This is a genomic window from Mycobacterium sp. SVM_VP21 (genome assembly GCA_024758765.1).
GTDB lineage: Bacteria > Actinomycetota > Actinomycetes > Mycobacteriales > Mycobacteriaceae > Mycobacterium > Mycobacterium heraklionense_C.
The window spans coordinates 2,192,617-2,208,770 of the sequence record CP101406.1; the positions used below are offsets into that span (position 1 = coordinate 2,192,617).

At 65.7% G+C, this 16,154-nt stretch carries 11 protein-coding genes and 1 pseudogene; 6 read left to right on the plus strand and 6 right to left on the minus strand.

Annotation, left to right across the window (positions count from 1 at the left end; genetic code table 11):
• Positions 1–109 precede the first annotated feature (109 nt).
• Together NM962_10080 and gjpA are read left to right on the plus strand one after the other, a co-directional pair.
• Entirely contained in the window at positions 110–922 is an 813-nt protein-coding gene (locus NM962_10080; GenBank protein UVO14308.1) for a class I SAM-dependent methyltransferase, read from the plus strand.
• A 245-nt stretch (positions 923–1,167) separates the two neighbouring features.
• Positions 1,168–1,935, plus strand: a complete 768-nt coding sequence (gene gjpA, locus NM962_10085; protein ID UVO14309.1) for an outer membrane porin GjpA — start codon at positions 1,168–1,170, stop codon at positions 1,933–1,935.
• A gap of 141 nt (positions 1,936–2,076) precedes the next feature.
• Here gjpA and NM962_10090 read toward each other — a convergent pair whose 3' ends face one another.
• Entirely contained in the window at positions 2,077–4,932 is a 2,856-nt protein-coding gene (locus NM962_10090) for an MMPL family transporter (protein UVO14310.1), read from the minus strand.
• A 187-nt stretch (positions 4,933–5,119) separates the two neighbouring features.
• Positions 5,120–6,641: pseudogene (locus NM962_10095) on the minus strand (HNH endonuclease).
• A 91-nt stretch (positions 6,642–6,732) separates the two neighbouring features.
• Between NM962_10095 and NM962_10100 the strand changes: the two are divergent.
• Positions 6,733–7,077, plus strand: a complete 345-nt coding sequence (locus NM962_10100; protein ID UVO14311.1) for a transposase — start codon at positions 6,733–6,735, stop codon at positions 7,075–7,077.
• A gap of 35 nt (positions 7,078–7,112) precedes the next feature.
• The gene (locus NM962_10105) at positions 7,113–8,015 is read left to right on the plus strand and encodes an integrase core domain-containing protein (GenBank protein UVO14312.1); all 903 of its coding nucleotides are present in this window, start codon (positions 7,113–7,115) and stop codon (positions 8,013–8,015) included.
• Between the two features lie 742 nt (positions 8,016–8,757).
• On the opposite strand, the gene NM962_10110 is transcribed toward NM962_10105, so the two are convergent.
• Entirely contained in the window at positions 8,758–9,501 is a 744-nt protein-coding gene (locus NM962_10110) for an SIMPL domain-containing protein (protein ID UVO14313.1), read from the minus strand.
• A 65-nt stretch (positions 9,502–9,566) separates the two neighbouring features.
• Between NM962_10110 and NM962_10115 the strand changes: the two genes are divergently transcribed.
• Positions 9,567–10,448 carry a hypothetical protein gene (locus NM962_10115; GenBank protein UVO14314.1) on the plus strand — a complete coding sequence of 294 codons (882 nt, stop codon included), beginning with the start codon at positions 9,567–9,569 and terminating at the stop codon, positions 10,446–10,448.
• On the opposite strand, the gene NM962_10120 is transcribed toward NM962_10115, so the two are convergent.
• Genes NM962_10120 through NM962_10130 form a run of 3 tightly spaced genes read right to left on the minus strand, consistent with a single transcriptional unit; the run spans position 10,438 to position 13,609 of the window.
• Positions 10,438–11,454 (minus strand): zinc-binding dehydrogenase, encoded by a 1,017-nt coding sequence (locus tag NM962_10120; protein ID UVO14315.1) that lies wholly within the window; start codon positions 11,452–11,454, stop codon positions 10,438–10,440. The two genes, NM962_10115 and NM962_10120, sit on opposite strands and share 11 nt — an antisense overlap.
• Positions 11,454–12,650 carry an LLM class flavin-dependent oxidoreductase gene (locus NM962_10125; GenBank protein UVO14316.1) on the minus strand — a complete coding sequence of 399 codons (1,197 nt, stop codon included), beginning with the start codon at positions 12,648–12,650 and terminating at the stop codon, positions 11,454–11,456. The genes NM962_10120 and NM962_10125 overlap by 1 nt, the downstream gene beginning before the upstream one ends.
• Positions 12,647–13,609: an alpha/beta hydrolase gene (locus tag NM962_10130; GenBank protein ID UVO14652.1), complete on the minus strand. Its 963-nt coding sequence runs from the start codon at positions 13,607–13,609 to the stop codon at positions 12,647–12,649. The genes NM962_10125 and NM962_10130 overlap by 4 nt, the downstream gene beginning before the upstream one ends.
• A gap of 151 nt (positions 13,610–13,760) precedes the next feature.
• Here NM962_10130 and ftsH point away from each other — a divergent pair, with 151 nt between their 5' ends.
• Positions 13,761–16,148, plus strand: a complete 2,388-nt coding sequence (ftsH, locus tag NM962_10135) for an ATP-dependent zinc metalloprotease FtsH (protein UVO14317.1) — start codon at positions 13,761–13,763, stop codon at positions 16,146–16,148.
• The last annotated feature ends 6 nt before the right edge of the window (positions 16,149–16,154 follow it).

Genomic DNA, 16,154 nt, shown 5'->3' on the forward strand with positions numbered 1-16,154 from the left:
CAGTACCCGCCAACGAGGTGGTCGGACATGGGAATCAAAAAGTTCCGCCCGATTGTGGTTAGGTTTCTCGCAGCGACGCGCGGGGGCCCGGCGGGTACGGTCTGAAGGTGTGCCAGTCATTGACGCGCGTCATCTCGATGGGATCTCGGAGACCGCGTTACTCACGTTGTATCAGCGGGCCGCCGAGGCGAAGCGGCCGGACGGGGTGATCGATGACCCGATGGCGATCGAGTTGCTCGATAGCCTTGATTACGATTACGCCGACTTCGGCAGGACGCACCAGGCCACTGCGATGCGGGCTCTGGTGTTCGACCAGGCCACCCGGGAGTACTTGGCGGAGCATCCGCGCGCGACCGTGGTCGCTCTTGCCGAGGGTTTGCAGACCAGCTTCTGGCGGGTCGACAACGGCCAGTTGAGTTGGCTTTCGGTGGATTTGGAACCCATCGTTGCACTGCGTCAGCGGTCACTGCCGGTATCCGATCGGCTGCGGTACTGTGCCCAGTCGGCACTCGACTACTCGTGGATGGACGAGGTCGACGACTCCGCTGGGGTGTTGATCACTGCCGAGGGGTTGCTGCAGTATCTGGATCGCGAAGCGGTGTTCGCTCTTCTCGCCGCCTGCGCGGAGCGGTTTCCCGGCGGCCGGATGATCTTCGACAGCGTCCCGAGGTTGTTGAGTGCCTACTCACGCTCGCGACACGGTATCAAGTTGAGCGACAACTACACCGCGCCGCCCATGCCGTTCTGGTTCACGGCGAAGGACTACGACGAGCTGCGTGCGGTGCCCGGCGTTCGTGCCGTCTCTGAGCTGGGCGTACCGCCTGGGCGAGGCAAGGTGCTCGGCAGGGCTCTTTCGCTGGTCTACCGGTCCAATAGCCTGAGGCGATTCCGGGCGCCGACCAACCTCGTCGAATTCGGCTGACCGGTCGGGGGTGTAATCACGGCCACATGATCCGGGCGGCTTCAAAACATTCTTGCTGAAGTCTGGAACTTTTTTCATGCCCGCTCGACTTATTGGGCATGACACAGTTACGCCACTCACAGGTCAGCGCAGCACAACTCAGCAGCCGGGGCTTCATGGCCGCTGGGACTGCCTTGGTTGTTGCCGGAATGGTCGCAGTAAGCCCCGCTCTCCCAACGCTGCCTGCCACCGCAACGGTGCCGGAGGTGCAGCTCACCGCGTCGATCGACCCGTTCGGTCCCTGGGTGGATGTCTTCAACACGACCGTGGCTAACGGGTCGCAGGTCTTTGACGCAATCAAAGACTCGCTCGCCGGGTTTGCCACCACCCTAGAGGGCCAGTTCGCGGCGGCGACGTTCGTCGGTGTGGACGTGGCAACGCCCGAGGGCACCGAGTTGGCGGCGCAGACACTCGACTGGAACCACCTGTGGGGCCTTCAGTATTTGGCGGGAATGGACTTCGGAATGGGGATCCCGCAGATCGATCCGGTCGAGCCGGCAGCCACCATGCTGACGTTGTTGTCATCGCCACTTTCTGGCGTTCTGATGGGGCTGATCGGCCCGCTGGTCAGCCCCGGAGTAGAGCTGATCAACAGCATCGGGTCGATCATCGACAGCATCGGTGGCGGAGACTTCGAGGCGGTACTGCAAGAACTGCTGGCAGCACCTGCCAACGTCGTCGGATCGTTCTTCAACGGTGCCACCTTGAACCTGGATGCGTTGGTGCCCATGTTGAATGAACTCCTGCAGGTTCCAGAGGGCAACGCGGTTCTCGGTGCCAGCTTCGCCTTTGGCGGTCTTCTCACGCCCGGAGAGACAGATGCCGGCAACGTCGGCGGTTCGCTGTACAACTCGCTTGGTCTCGACCTGCAGATGGAGGGGATGGGCATGCCCTACTCGGCGCCGGGCGAGGGTGTCGGTCTCATCGCTTCGCTGGTCAATCTCGTGGATATGTTTGCGGCCGGGACGGACTGACGCCGAACCGCAGTGCAATGCGGGAAGCGGGCGTCCCGACTCACGTCGGGCCGCCCGCTTCGTCGCTACCGATGATGGTCAGCTCCCGATCGACACCGTCGGTCTTGAGTGTTGTTCCAGATCAACCGGTTTCGGAACCGGCTAGCGAGCCGGGGTCGGACGCGTCCGAACCACTTGTGGCCACCAGAACCACTTGCCGAGCAGCGCGGCGATGGAGGGCATCACAAACGACCGGATAACGAGTGTGTCGAACAGCAGTCCCAGTGCGATGGTGGTTCCAATCTGCGCCACCACCCTCAACTCGCTGACAGCCATGGACATCATCGTCAGGGCGAACACCAACCCGGCCGAGGTCACCACCGAACCCGTGCCGCCCATTGCCCGGATGATGCCGGTGTTGACGCCGGCCCGGATCTCCTCTTTGAACCTGGCCACGAGCAGCAGGTTGTAGTCGGACCCGACCGCCAGCAGGATGATCAGCGACATGGCCATCACCATGAAGTGCAACTCCAGGCCGATCATGTGTTGCCACAGCAGGATCGATAGGCCGAAAGATGCCCCCAGCGATACCGCCACGGTGCCGACGATCACCGTGGCGGCTATTGCACTGCGTGTGATGATCAGCATGATGATGAAGATCAGGCACAGTGCGGCGATTCCTACTGCCAACAGGTCATAGTTGTTGCCGTCCTGCATGTCCTTGAAGACCGATGCGGTGCCGCCTACGAAGATCTTCGAACCTTCGAGCGGAGTGCCCTTCATCGCCTCTTTGGTGGCGTGTTTGATTGCACCGACGTGTTCGATTCCCTCGGGTGTCAGGGGATCGCCGTCGTGGCTGACGATGAACCGGACGGCGTGGCCGTCAGGCGACAGAAAGGTTTTCAGCCCCCGCTTGAAGTCTTCGTTGTCGAATACCTCCGGTGGCAGGTAGAAAGTGTCGTCGTTCTTGGAGTCGTTGAATGCCGCGCCCAAGGCGGCTTGGTTGTCCTGTATCACCGCGGTCTGCTCCAGCAGGCCGTTCTGGGTGGAATAGATGGTGAGCATGGTGTTCTTGGTCGACGTCAGCGCATCGATTTGAGCAGGCAGCTGCCGGAGCAGTTCCGGCACCAGTGCATCGAGTCGATCAAGGTCGGGGACGACGTGGTCGATGTCGTCGCTCAGCTTGTCGGCGCCGTCGAGAGCATCGAAAACGGACCGCATCGACCAGCATGCCGGAATGTCGTAACAATGCGGCTCCAAGTACAGATAGCTGCGCAGTGGTCGTATGAAATCGTCGAAGTCGGCGAGGTGATTCCGCAGTTCCGCGGTGTCAGAGGCTATTTGATGTGTCTTGCGGACCATGGAGTGGGTCGTCGCGCTCATCTCGGTCATCAGCAGCTGCATCTGCTCCATGGCGTCGACGGTGCTCTGCAGTCCTTGGGCGCTGGACTGAAAATCCCGCATGCGATCTTGCAGGTAGCCTTGGTTCAGCAATTGCAGGTTGGCTTGCAGACTGAGCTGAGCCGGCAGCGTGCTGAACTTCAGCGGAGTGCCGTCGGGTCTGGTGATCGTTTGAACCCTACTGACGCCCGGCTGACCTACGACTCGCTTGGCGATCTTGTCGATCACCAGGAAGTCCGCTGGATTACGCAGATCGCGAGTGGCTTCGACAAGCAACACCTCGGGACTCATGCGCGCGGTGGAGAAGTGTCTTTCCGCCGCGGCGTACCCGGCGGTCGAGGGCAGGTCCGACGGCAGGTATCGGCGCTCGTTATAGCTGGTTCGGTAGCCGGCCAACGCCAGCAGACCGACCAGCGTCAGTGCGGTACTGGCTGCCAAGACCGGAGCCGGCCACCGGACAATGGCCGCACCGATCTTGCGCCATCCTCGGATTCGCATCGTGCGCTTGGGTTCTAGGAGCCCCCGCCGGCTCGCAACGGTGATGATGGCCGGCCCCAACGTCAAAGCCACGAGCATGGCGATCACCATTCCGACTGCCAAGGGAATGCCGAGCGTCTGAAAGTAGGGGAGCCGGGTGAAGTGCAGGCAGAACGTTGCACCCGCGATTGTGGAGCCGGACGCCAGGATCACGTGTGCCGTGCCGCGGAACATCGTGTGGTAGGCCCGCTCAGGGTCTTCTCCGGCGGCCCTGGCCTCTTGGTAGCGGCCGACCAGAACTATCGCATAGTCGGTCGCGGCAGCGATCGCCAACGTGACGAGCAGGTTCGTTGCGAAGGTCGTCAGACCGATGAGATTGAAGTAGGCCAGCGAGGCCACAGCACCACGAGCCGCGGACAGCGCCAGAAACACCAACCCCAAGACAATCAGCCCGGTGCCTATTGACCGGTACACCAACAGAATCATCGCGGTAATGACCAAGAAGGTGAGACCCACGATGACTTGCGCACTGTGGTCACCGGCTACTTGCTCGTCGGCGGCCAGAGCTGCCGGGCCGGTGACATGCGCCTTCACTCCGGGCGGGCCGTCGACTTCGGCGACGAGTTTGCGGATCGCCTCGAGCGACTCGTTTGCCAGTGTCTCGCCCTGATTTCCAGACAGGTAGACCTGCACGTACGCCGCTCTGCCGTCGTTGCTCTGCGCGCCGGCCGCGGTCAGTGGATCACCCCAGAAATCCTGGACGTGCTCAACATGAGCGGCATCGGCGTGGAGCCTGTCGACGAGGGCATCGTAATAGCGGTGCGCATCATCGCCGAGTGGTTGATCGCCCTCCAGAAGAACCATCGCCGAGCTGTCAGACGTGTACTCGCCAAAAACCTGTCCAACGCGTTTCATCGCGGTGACCGATAGTGCGAAGTCGGGGCTCATGGGTACCGACCGCATCTGGCCGACGATCTCCAGTGGCGGCACCGCGGTGCTTAGGACGGCGACGACTGCGATCCAACCCAGGATGATCGGTACGGCGAGCCGCTGAATCCATGTGGCGACGCTGGAGCGTTCGGCATTGGAAGGCGGGGTCGATGCCGGCGATGTGACATGAGGACCAGCAGAGGCTGGCATTGATGGCGGGAGCTTCAAGTGGGCACCACTGATCGGTGACCTGGTTCATGATCCCGGGGGTCGACGCGTCCTGCAGCGCTGGGGCAAGTCATCGCCTAATGGGTCGGACGACGTACGTGGAAAGTTCCCACGCTCGCAGCCCGAATTCGTAGCGGCGGGCCCGCGGGTCTGTCAGGGCTGAGTTCCGCTAGAAGGGCGGTGGGTCGTCGGGGTCGATGCCGGGGGCTACTTTCGGGAACCAGATGGCGTCGAACACAGCGCGTCGGGCTTGGCGGGCTTTGTGGTTTTGGTTGCGTTCGGTGGCGATGCGCGTTGCGCGGTGTTGGGCGCGGGTTCGTCGGCGGCGGGGCATCATCGCGGTGCGATCGCCACACCGGTCGTCGTCGCGTCGCAGCGGTGGCGGCAGTTCCCCGGTGGGTGCGCACAAGCGCGGGAAAAGCAGTGAACTGCCCGGAGTGGTGACGTAGGTCTGCCCCGCCGGCGAGGTCAAGATCACCGTCCCATCGGGCAACTGCTGATCCCGCCAGCCCCAGAAGGTTTTCACCAAATGATGTGTGCGGCAATAGCATTTGAGGTTCGACGCATGCGTGGACCCACCGTCACCGTAGGCAATCGTATGGTCCAGATCGCAGTCAACCGCCGGACGATCACAACCCGGCCAGCGACACGTCAGATCCCGGCACCGCACAAAATCAGCCAACGCCTTCGAAGGCACATACCCCGGCTCCGGCGGGGCGTCGGCGGGATGCACCAACGACACCAACCGGGCCGATCGGGCGAGCTCGGCGATCAACTCCGGCGGGATCAATCCATCGGCTTCGACCAACGAGCCCGGCTCATCACCGGTCCCATCGAGGGTGGCCTGCGCGGCGATCACATGAAGCACCACCGGACCGGCCGCCGCCCGCCCCCCCGGCGGCGCAATCCGGCCGCCCGCAGCGACACCCCAGCCGATCCGCCCGCGCCGCCAACGCCCCCATCGCATCGGCACGCCGCTGGCCGCGAGTGCGTGGATCGTGTTCACAGACCGTGGCGGCCAACGCATCCAGCGCCTTGTCCAGGGCACGGGCATCAGGGGTGAACAAGCTGCCGTAAACCTCCGAGAGCCCGCCCTCTTGGTCCTGAAACCCGATCTTCCGCTCCGCTTGGCGCTCTTTGCGGCGGCGCACCGCATCGGCGTCGGCTTTGGCCACGATCTTGTCGACCTTGCCGGCCAACCGACTCCTGGTCAGCGACGGCCACCTCACCACCTGCGCCGCCAACCGGCCATCGACCAGCGCCAACACCTCACGATCAGCAATCAGATCTGTGCGATACACCATCGTCTGAAACAGTCGGATATCGATATCGCCGGCCTTGAAAACCTCCGCCACCTGCGGCAACTGCTCACGCATCGCCCGGGCATACCGCAGTCGACTGCCCGCCAGCCCTTGGCTGATCCGCAATGCCGCCGCCACCTCCGCAGCCACCGCCGCCTCGGTATCGACCGCCCACTCCTCGGTTTCGCTGCACCGGCCCAATCGCAGCGCGAACAACTCGCCGATCGCCACCAGTTGCGCGGCTGCGGCCCGATTCTCCGCGCGCGCCGACGCGCAGATCCGATCCACCAATGCAGCCGACTCCGGCGTATGCGAGGGATACCGCCGCTCAAACCGCTCACTAAGCCGCGCGATCGACTCCGGAGACGGAACCCGCGACTGATCGAACATACGTTCGATTATAGCGTGCTCCACTGACTCAAACTATTTGGCAGGGTCGCACGTTGTGGATAACTGCGGCCATGGCTGGAAGGTTGTGGAGATGGCTCGATCGCGACGGACGAAGGTCGCTGCCGAGGAGAAGGCCCGCTTGGTCCTTGCTGTGTTGGCTGGGGAGATGACCTGTGCTGAAGCGGCGCGCCGTTGCGGTGTCACGACGGTGACGATGACGAAGTGGAAGCATCAGTTCCTCGCCGCTGGCGCTGAGCGACTTCAGGAAGTGCCCAGCGGCTCGGCCGGGGCCAAAGGCGCTCCTGAGCAGCGGCGGCTGCAGTTGGAAAACGAACAGCTCAAGCTCGCGCTGGCTGAAGCGACGGTGCAGTTGCGGATCTGGCAGCGCGGCGCCGCGCTGATCAATCAGGTCCCTGCCAGGACCTCGAAGCCCTAAGAGAGGCAGCTCAACTGCCGGTTTCGAGGTTCGCCTTGCTCGCCGGCATCCCGGAGCGGACCTACCGCCGCCGCCTGGCTCGGGCGCGCGCCGGTAACCCACCCAAAGGCCCCTGGCCGGCGCCTCAAGTCGACCGTATTGAGGCCCTGGCCGCCAAATACGCCGAAGCCTGGCCAGCCTGGGGCTACCGCAAGATCGCAGCCTTGATGCGTGCCGATGGCCACGAGGTCACCAATTCCTCGGTCCAACGCGCGCTACGGCGCCGCGGCCTGCTGCTGCCTCAAGGCTTCCGAGCCGACCGTAAATCATGGGCCGCGTTGCGTCGACAGGTGTTTCACGATCCGCCGACCGAGCGCAACCGGGTCTGGCAGACCGACTTCTCCGAGTTCGAAACAGCCCACGGGGGGATCTGGCGGATCAGCGCCGTGATCGATTACGTCTCCAAGTACTGCCTGGCGATCACCGTCACCCCCACCGGTCGCGGCGTCGACGCCGTGCACTGCATCCGACTCGCGGTCGAGGAAGCCGCCCGCGTGCTGAACCTGGCCGACCTGCGGCTAGATCGCGGGCAGATGGAGGTCCTCGACACCCAGGAGCACGTCATCGGCTACATGCCCGCCCCCATCGCCGTCGTCTCCGACAACGGGCCCTGTTACCGCGGCAAAGACTTCCAAAGCCTCTTCACCGGGCACGATCCACTACTGCGCCACATCCGCACCCGAATCAAAGCACCGCAGACCAACGGTGTCATCGAGCGCTTCTTCGGGACCCTGAAATACGAGCACCTCTTCCGCGGCTACATCGGGGACGGCGACGCACTCGACATGGAAGCTCACCGCTTCCGCATCATCTACAACACCATCCGGCCACACCAAGCCCTCAACGACCGAACCCCCAAGCAGGCCTACCTAGACAACCAAAACCTGCCATCTACTTGACTCAAGACACTTCGGGGCCGACAGGCCGACAGGAATCGTGTCATCTCTCAGGGCATCGGACGCTCACGCGTTGACCCATCAACAATGTGCGCATACGGGCAACTAGCGACAAGAAGGCCGGCGTGGCTTTCGGTCACTAGCCGTCGGCGGTCCCCTTGTCGCGCGGAATCAGATCTCTGAGTGTGGTCTTGCTAGCGGGATGTGGAGAGGGTTCGTCGTTCTCGTCGCCTTGCTCATCCCTGGCTGGCGCTTTGATTGCGTCCCATAAGAGTGTTGTTCCGGCCACCGCCAGGACGAGGCCGACCGCGGCCCAGGTAGAACCCGATTCCCAAGCTGGCCACTCTGCCGGGTGCGTCCGTTCCGTCAACCCCTATCGGATACACGGTGCGCCCATCCTTGTTGGCCCAGAGATGCACCAGGTACGCGGCGCCCAGGAACGGCATTATCCGCGCCCAGATCCGGTCGCTCTTAGTACCGCTGTCTGCACGGTAGACGCGGCGGCGGCGGAGATGATCAAACGCCAGCCATTGGCGGATTGAATCAGCGTGTTGCCCTCGATGGGGAGGAGTCGCCCCGATTCGACATACGGCAAGAATGCTGCGACCACATGGCAAGCGCCCCGAGCGCTGTAATCCCGAGGGACACGGGGTTCTTCACGTCAATACCAGCCTGTGCATCCGACGGATGCTACCTGTACGCGGCGGCCATCTGGATGGTTCCGCACACGAGGTGGGCGAAAGGTCTAGCTCAGCTCCCACACCGCCGTCACGGTGAAGCTCACGGTCTGCTGACCGGGCTCGACCGGGGGAGCGGCGGCCATCGCGCGGGGCATCGGCATCCCCACCGGCATCGGCGGCGGCGTTCCGCCGGCGATCTCGGAGATCGAGATCACCTGGCCGAGCCGCAGGCCCGACAGCTGCGCGTACTGCTCGGCACGGTCCTTGGCGTCGTTGAAGGCCCGCTCCCGAGCGCCACGCACCAGGGCCGAATCGTCCTCGATGGAGTAGCTCACCCCGTTGATCCGGGTGGCGTCCCCGCCGGCTCGCACGATCACCGCCAGCACCTGGGAGGCCGAATCGCGCTCGACCTTGACCCGGATGGTGTTGCCGGCCCGGTAGCCGGTGATGTTCGCCGACCCGCTGGCATCGGCATTGCCGTACTGCGGCTGCAGGCTGACCTGGGTGGTGCTGATGTCCTTGCGGTCCACGCCGGCATCCACCAGTGCGTCGATCACCGCCTGCTGACGCTCGCTGGTCTGGTTCATCGCGCTGGTGACGTCTCCGGCGACGAACTCGATGCCCGCCTCGGTGGTCAGCGTGTCCGGAACCCCCTGGACCTCGCCGGTGCCCACGACGGTCACCTGACGCGGGATGTCCGTTCCGCCGCCTGGCGCGGCATCGCAGCCGGCCATGGCGAGGGCGGCCACGCCGGCCAGCGCCAGCGTCATCGACCAGCGGAGAACCATCCGGGCACTGTGTGTCGGCATGAGTGGCACCCTATCGGAGTCGATGCACGCACCGGCGAAAAAGACCCGTGCGGCAGACTGAGGCGATGACCACCACCGCGCCGTCGCGAGCACTGTCCAGCGCCATCGAGCCGTTCGCCGGCCAGGTGTACTTCTCCCCGGAATGTCATCGCGGTTACGCGGCCCTCGGTTTCGGTACCAGCCCCGCGACAACCGATGGGGTCGAAATGCCGGACGGGCCGGCGTACTTCTGCAGCCGCGGCTCTGCGTTGGGGCAGGCGCCCGGCGAGGTGATCGCCGCGACGTTCGGGGTGTTCAATCCGGCGGTGGTCGTTCCCGCCGTCGGCTACGGCTGGAAGCTGACCGACGCACCGACTATCCGCGCGGCGCGCACCGAGGGCTCGGTGGGCCAGCTGCGCAGGGTCCTGGGCGCCGCTCCCGACGGCATCGAGCGCGCGGTGGAGTTGCTGCGTCGCGCAACCGACGGTCTGTCGATGGCGGGCAAGCCGCTGTTCGCCGGGCTGGTTGCCGACGGGCTGGTCGGCGAGCCGCTGACCGATGCCTGGCTATTAGCTGACCAACTCCGCGAGTTCCGTGGCGACGCGCACGTGAACGCCTGGGTTGCAGCCGGATTCGATGCCGTCGAGATCGGCCTGGTCACCGAGCTTTATCGCGGATTTCCGCCGCGCACGTATGTCCGGTCCAGGGCGTGGAGCGATGACGACTTGACCGGGGGCGAGGAGCGGCTGGCCGAGCGCGGGCTGGCGCGTGACGGAGTGCTCAGCGATGCCGGGCGCGCCGCGCGCGAGGCGGTCGAGACGTCAACCGATGCGGCATGTGCCGGGATCGTGGCCCGCCTCGGTGACGATATGGGTGAATTGGTGGAACTGGTGGGCGGGTGGTCGAAGCAGCTGGTTGACGCCGGTGGCTTCCCGAAGGCGTGGCTGGGAGCGTCGGCTACGGGGTAACCAGGATCTTGCAGTGTCGGTCGGGGTCGGCCAGGTCGTCGAACGCCGCAGCCACGCCGTCGAGTCCCACCTCGCCGGTGATCAAGGGCGCCACGTCGATCTGTCCCTCGGCGATGGCCCGCAGCGAGGCGGCGAACTCCGCCGGTTCGTAGGCGAAGACGAACTGCATGCTGATCTCCTTGGCGATTCCGTAGAAGGGGTGCACGGTGTCGGGTTCCATGCACACCCCCGCGACCACCAGTCGGACGCCTACCGGCGCGCGCCGCAGCACGTCGTCGATGACGCCCGGCACGCCGACCGCCTCGAAGATCACCTTCGGCTTGACGGTGTCGAACGGCGACCCCTGCGCCGGATCGAGTGTCCGATGCGCGCCCATTACCGTCGCCAGCTCGCGCCGGGCATGTGAATAGTCCGCGGCCACAATGTCTTCCACCCCGTGGTTCCGCAGCGCGGCGATGATCGCCATCCCGATCGGGCCGCAGCCCAGTACCAGCGCGGTCTCGCCGGGCGCGATACCGGACTTGTTCACCGCGTGCAGCCCGACCGCCATCGGTTCGGTCAGTGCGGCGTGCCGGTGGTCCAGGCCGTTGGGGATGGCCAACAACAGTGGAGCCGACAGCAGCATCTTCTCGGCGTAGCCGCCCACCGTGGTGTTGGAGTAGACGATCGGCTCAATACCTTTGGCGGCCAACAGCACCGGAATCGACGTGACCGGCGTTCCAGGTGCAAAGGTGTCGGTGTCGCGGCCGGCCTCCAATACCCGCGCACTGAACTCGTGGCCCATGAAGATGTCGGCGGACAGGTCGACCGACGCCTCGGAGGAGGGACTGCCGGACATGGCCCGCGTCGCGGCCAGTACCTGGTCGCCGTGCGCGGCGAAGTGCAGATCGGATCCGCAGATGCCGCAGGCCGTCACCTCGACCAGCACCTGGCCCGGCCCGGGCGTCGGCTCCGGCACGTCGTCGCGGTAGATCATCCGCCCGTCGCGCAGCACCGCGGCGCGCATCAACGCGCCCCACCGCCCGACTCGGTGACGTGCTCGACGACGGCGTTCTTGATCGCCTCACCGGCCCGGCCGAACAGCGTGTCACGCATGCCCCTGGCCCATTCGTGTGAGGCCTTGGGTGCGGCGAGTTGGCCTTTGAAGTGTGGAATCACCTTGCGGGCCAACAGTTCGTAACTGTGATAGGTGGCCTCCGGTGACGCCCAGTCGTGTCCCAGGAACAGCAGGGTGCCGAATCCGCCGGAGCGCTCCAGCAGATCGGTGATGTGTTCGATCGCGTCGTCGGGGGTGCCGATGCAGCAGCTTCCGGCCGCGGCGTAGGCCTCGACGAACTCGGTCGGCGTCTGCGGTGAACCTTCGACCTCGCTGGCCAGCGGGACGAATCCGGCCGCGCCGAAGTAGTTTGCGAAATCCTGCAGACCGTAGGTGCAGTCGGCCACCGCCTGCTCGCGGGTGTCGGCGACGTGCATGATGCTCAACACCCGCCAGTCGTTGCGGTCCGGTTCGTTACGCCCGGCTTTGGCGGCCTGATCGCGAACCACCTGCCAGGTGTTCTCCAGTGCCGCGAAGCCACCCGGCACCGACATCGACAGCGACAGCAGCGAGGTGCCCAGCGTGCCGGCCAGTCGCGGGCCGGACGGGGAAACCATCGCCGCCGTGGAGATCTCCGGGTACGGCCAGGTGTAGGGGCGGATGTGCAACGCCGCGTCGCGCAGGGTGAACCAGTCCGAGTACCGGGTGACCAGTTCGCCCGGCTCGGCCCGGAACAACGCCAGAATTGCCTCCAGGGACTCCTGCATCATCCGGCGCTGCTCGACCGGGTCGATGCCCATCATGTGGGCGTCGGTGGGCAGTGCGCCCGGCCCCGCGCCGAACATCACCCGGCCCCGGGTCAGATGATCCAGCAGCACCCAGCGATCGGCCACCATCAGCGGGTGGTGATAGGACAGTGAGACCACCCCGGTGCCCAGCCGGATGTGCTTGGTGCGCTCGGCGGCCGCCGCGATGAACACCTCGGGGCAGGCGATCAGCTCATACCCGCCGGAGTGATGTTCGCCGAACCAGGCCTCGTCGAACCCGAGCCGATCCAGCGCGACGACCCGCTCCAGGTCGTATTCCAGTGCGACGGTGGGTGATTGACCCAGCGCGTGAAACGGGGTGATAAAAACCCCGAACCGCAGCGGAGGCCGCGTCGTCATGCCGGTAGGCCCGCCAGGAACTCCAGCAGTTCCGCGTTCACCTCGTCGGGGCGTTCCTGTTGCAGCCAATGGCCGGCTCCTTCGATGAGCACTTCGCGGTAGGGTCCGGTGGCCACCTCGGTGGCCCGGTCGCGGCGGGTGAACGACAGCACCGGGTCGGCGGTTCCGGCGATGAACAACGCCGGGACATCGGTGGTGGCCCCGGCCAGGTGCGCGGTGGTCTCCCAGTTGCGGTCGAAATTGCGATACCAGTTCAGTCCCCCGGTGAAACCGGTCCGGGTGAAGGTGTCGATGTAGTGGTCCACCTCTGCTTGGCTGATCCAGCCCGGCAGCCGGTCGGGCTCGGCCAGCCGATCGATGAAGCCCTCCGCTCCGGGGGCCACCATCCGCAGCGCCGCGGCCTTGTCGGTGGGGCTCAGGCTGCCCAGCATGCGGCGCATGGTGCGGGCCGGGTCTGCGTCGAGTTCGGCGTCGGCGACGCCGGGCTGCTGGAAGTAGAGGATGTAGAAGAAGTTGTCGCCGAACAGCTGCCGCCACGCCTGGGTCGGCTGCTGCTGGGGCCGCGGTGTCGGGGGCACGCTCAGTGACGCGACCGCGGCCACCCGGTCGGGGTGCAGCAGGGCGGCGTTCCACACCACCGGCGCCCCCCAGTCGTGGCCGATCCAGACGGCACGGTCGGCTCCGACGTCGTCGAGCAGGCCGACCAGGTCCCCGGTCAGCGCGTGGATGTCGTAGGCGGCGATCTCGTCGGGTCGCGACGAGCCGCCGTATCCGCGCTGATCGGGTGCCAGTACGTGGAATCCCGCGTCGGCCAGTGCCGGGATCTGATAGCGCCACGAGAAGGCCAATTCTGGGAATCCGTGCGCCAGCAACACCACCGGCGCACCGCGCTCGCCCGCCTCGGTGACCCGCAGGGTCACGCCGTTGGTGTCGACGAATCGTTGAGTTGCTCGTTCGATTGCGGGCGCCACCGTCACACCAAAGCACAACCGGGCCGCTATCGAACAGGGTTCCCGAGTCCGGCCAGGCAGGTAAACCGCAAGGGACGGTAGCCTGAACATGCCCAGCTGCATGTATTGGAAGGATTTGGCCGCGCCCGGCCGATGTCTGATGAATCGCAAAAACGTGATCCGCACCGTAACCGCGATCGCAGTGGTGTTGCTGCTCGGTTGGTCGTTCTTCTATTTCAGCGATGACACCCGCGGATACAAACCGGTCGACACCTCGGTGGCGGTGGCCCAGATCCACAGTGGCAACGTCAAGAGCGCCCAGCTCGACGACCGCGAACAGCAGCTGCGCCTGGTCCTGAAGACCCCGCTCACCAGCGTTGAGGTGACCGACAAAGCCGGCAAGTCGGGTAAAGCCGACAAGCCCGGCCGCGCCGAGAAGGTCGACAAGCTGATCACCAAGTACCCGACCGGGTACGCGGTTCCGCTCTACACCGCGTTGACTGCCAAGAAGGCCGAGATCAACACCGTGGTGAACCAGGGCAGCCTGCTCGGTTCACTGCTGATCTACATGCTGCCGATGCTGCTGCTGATCGGGTTGTTCGTGATGTTCTCCCGAATGCAGGGCGGCGCCCGGATGGGCTTCGGCATGGGCAAATCCCGGGCCAAACAGTTGGGCAAGGACATGCCCAAGACCACCTTCGCCGACGTCGCCGGCGTGGATGAGGCGGTCGAAGAGCTCTACGAGATCAAGGACTTCCTGCAGAACCCGGGCCGCTACCAGGCGTTGGGCGCCAAGATCCCCAAAGGTGTGCTGCTCTACGGCCCGCCCGGCACCGGCAAGACGCTGCTGGCCCGCGCCGTAGCAGGAGAAGCCGGTGTTCCTTTTTTCACCATCTCCGGCTCGGACTTTGTGGAGATGTTCGTCGGTGTCGGCGCCTCCCGGGTGCGGGACCTGTTCGAACAGGCCAAACAGAACAGCCCGTGCATTGTGTTCGTGGACGAGATCGACGCGGTCGGTCGCCAGCGCGGCGCCGGCATGGGCGGCGGACACGACGAGCGCGAGCAGACTCTCAACCAGTTGCTGGTGGAGATGGACGGCTTCGGCGAGCGGGCCGGGGTCATCCTGATCGCGGCCACCAACCGGCCCGACATCCTCGACCCCGCGCTGCTGCGGCCCGGCCGGTTCGACCGCCAGATCCCGGTGACCAACCCCGACATCGCCGGGCGGCGGGCGGTGCTGCGGGTGCATTCGGCGGGCAAACCGATCGGCCCCGACGCGGACCTGGACGGGCTGGCCAAGCGCACCGTCGGCATGTCCGGCGCCGACCTGGCCAACGTGATCAACGAAGCGGCGCTGCTGACCGCGCGCGAGAACGGCACCGTCATCACCGGCGCGGCCCTGGAAGAAGCGGTGGACCGGGTGATCGGCGGCCCCCGGCGCAAGGGCCGGATCATCAGCGAACACGAGAAGAAGATCACCGCCTACCACGAGGGCGGCCACACCCTGGCGGCGTGGGCGATGCCCGACATCGACCCGGTCTACAAGGTCACCATCCTGGCCCGCGGCCGTACCGGCGGGCACGCGGTGGCAGTGCCCGAGGAAGACAAGGGACTGCGCACCCGCTCGGAGATGATCGCTCAGCTGGTCTTCGCCATGGGCGGGCGCGCCGCCGAGGAACTGGTGTTTCGCGAGCCGACCACCGGCGCGGTCTCCGACATCGAGAAGGCCACCGCGGTCGCGCGGGCCATGGTCACCGAGTACGGCATGAGCGCCAAGCTCGGCGCGGTTCGCTACGGCACCGACCACGGCGACCCGTTCGTCGGACGTGCGATGGGTAAGCAGGCCGACTATTCGCACGAAGTGGCCCGCGACATCGATGACGAGGTCCGCAAGCTCATCGAGGCCGCGCACACTGAGGCCTGGGAGATCCTCACCGAATACCGCGACGTCCTCGACATCCTGGCCGGTGAGCTGTTGGAGAAGGAGACGCTGCACCGCGCCGACCTGGAGAAGATCTTCGGCGACGTGAACAAGCGGCCCCGGCTGACGGCGTTCGACGACTTCGGCGGGCGTGTCCCATCCGACAAGCCGCCGATCAAGACCCCCGGTGAGCTGGCCATCGAGCGAGGCGAGCCGTGGCCACAGCCGAAGCCGGAACCGGCGTTCAAGGCCGCCATCGCTCAGGCGTCGCGCGAGGCGGCGGCCCGGGCGGGCGAATCCGGTCCCAACGGCAGCAACGGTGTGCCCGCCGGCGGTGACGCGGGCACCCAGCCCGACTACGGCGCCCCGGCGGGCTGGCACGCACCCGGCTGGCCGCCTTCGCAGCAGCAGGCGCAGCCCCCGCAGCAGGGCGGCTACTGGTATCCGCCCCAGCACTGGCCACCCAGCGGTTATCCGCCCGCTCAGCACTACCCGCCGTATCAGCACCAACCCCAGCCGTATCCCGGTGCGGGTCAGCCGCCGCCACCGCCGGCATCGTCCGGTGAGGCAGACGGCGGCGGTCACGGCACGGAGAACAACCGGTCCGAGCAGCCGTCCGGTGATTGAGAAAGC

Excerpts from the sequence above, each read along its gene's own strand:
- ftsH (UVO14317.1), top strand. The coding sequence starts at position 13,761 with ATGAATCGCAAAAACGTGATCCGCACCGTAACCGCGATCGCAGTGGTG.
- NM962_10115 (UVO14314.1), top strand. The coding sequence starts at position 9,567 with ATGACCACCACCGCGCCGTCGCGAGCACTGTCCAGCGCCATCGAGCCG.
- NM962_10100 (UVO14311.1), top strand. The coding sequence starts at position 6,733 with ATGGCTCGATCGCGACGGACGAAGGTCGCTGCCGAGGAGAAGGCCCGC.
- NM962_10090 (UVO14310.1), bottom strand. The coding sequence starts at position 4,932 with ATGCCAGCCTCTGCTGGTCCTCATGTCACATCGCCGGCATCGACCCCG.
- NM962_10120 (UVO14315.1), bottom strand. The coding sequence starts at position 11,454 with ATGCGCGCCGCGGTGCTGCGCGACGGGCGGATGATCTACCGCGACGAC.
- NM962_10125 (UVO14316.1), bottom strand. The coding sequence starts at position 12,650 with ATGACGACGCGGCCTCCGCTGCGGTTCGGGGTTTTTATCACCCCGTTT.
- NM962_10110 (UVO14313.1), bottom strand. The coding sequence starts at position 9,501 with ATGCCGACACACAGTGCCCGGATGGTTCTCCGCTGGTCGATGACGCTG.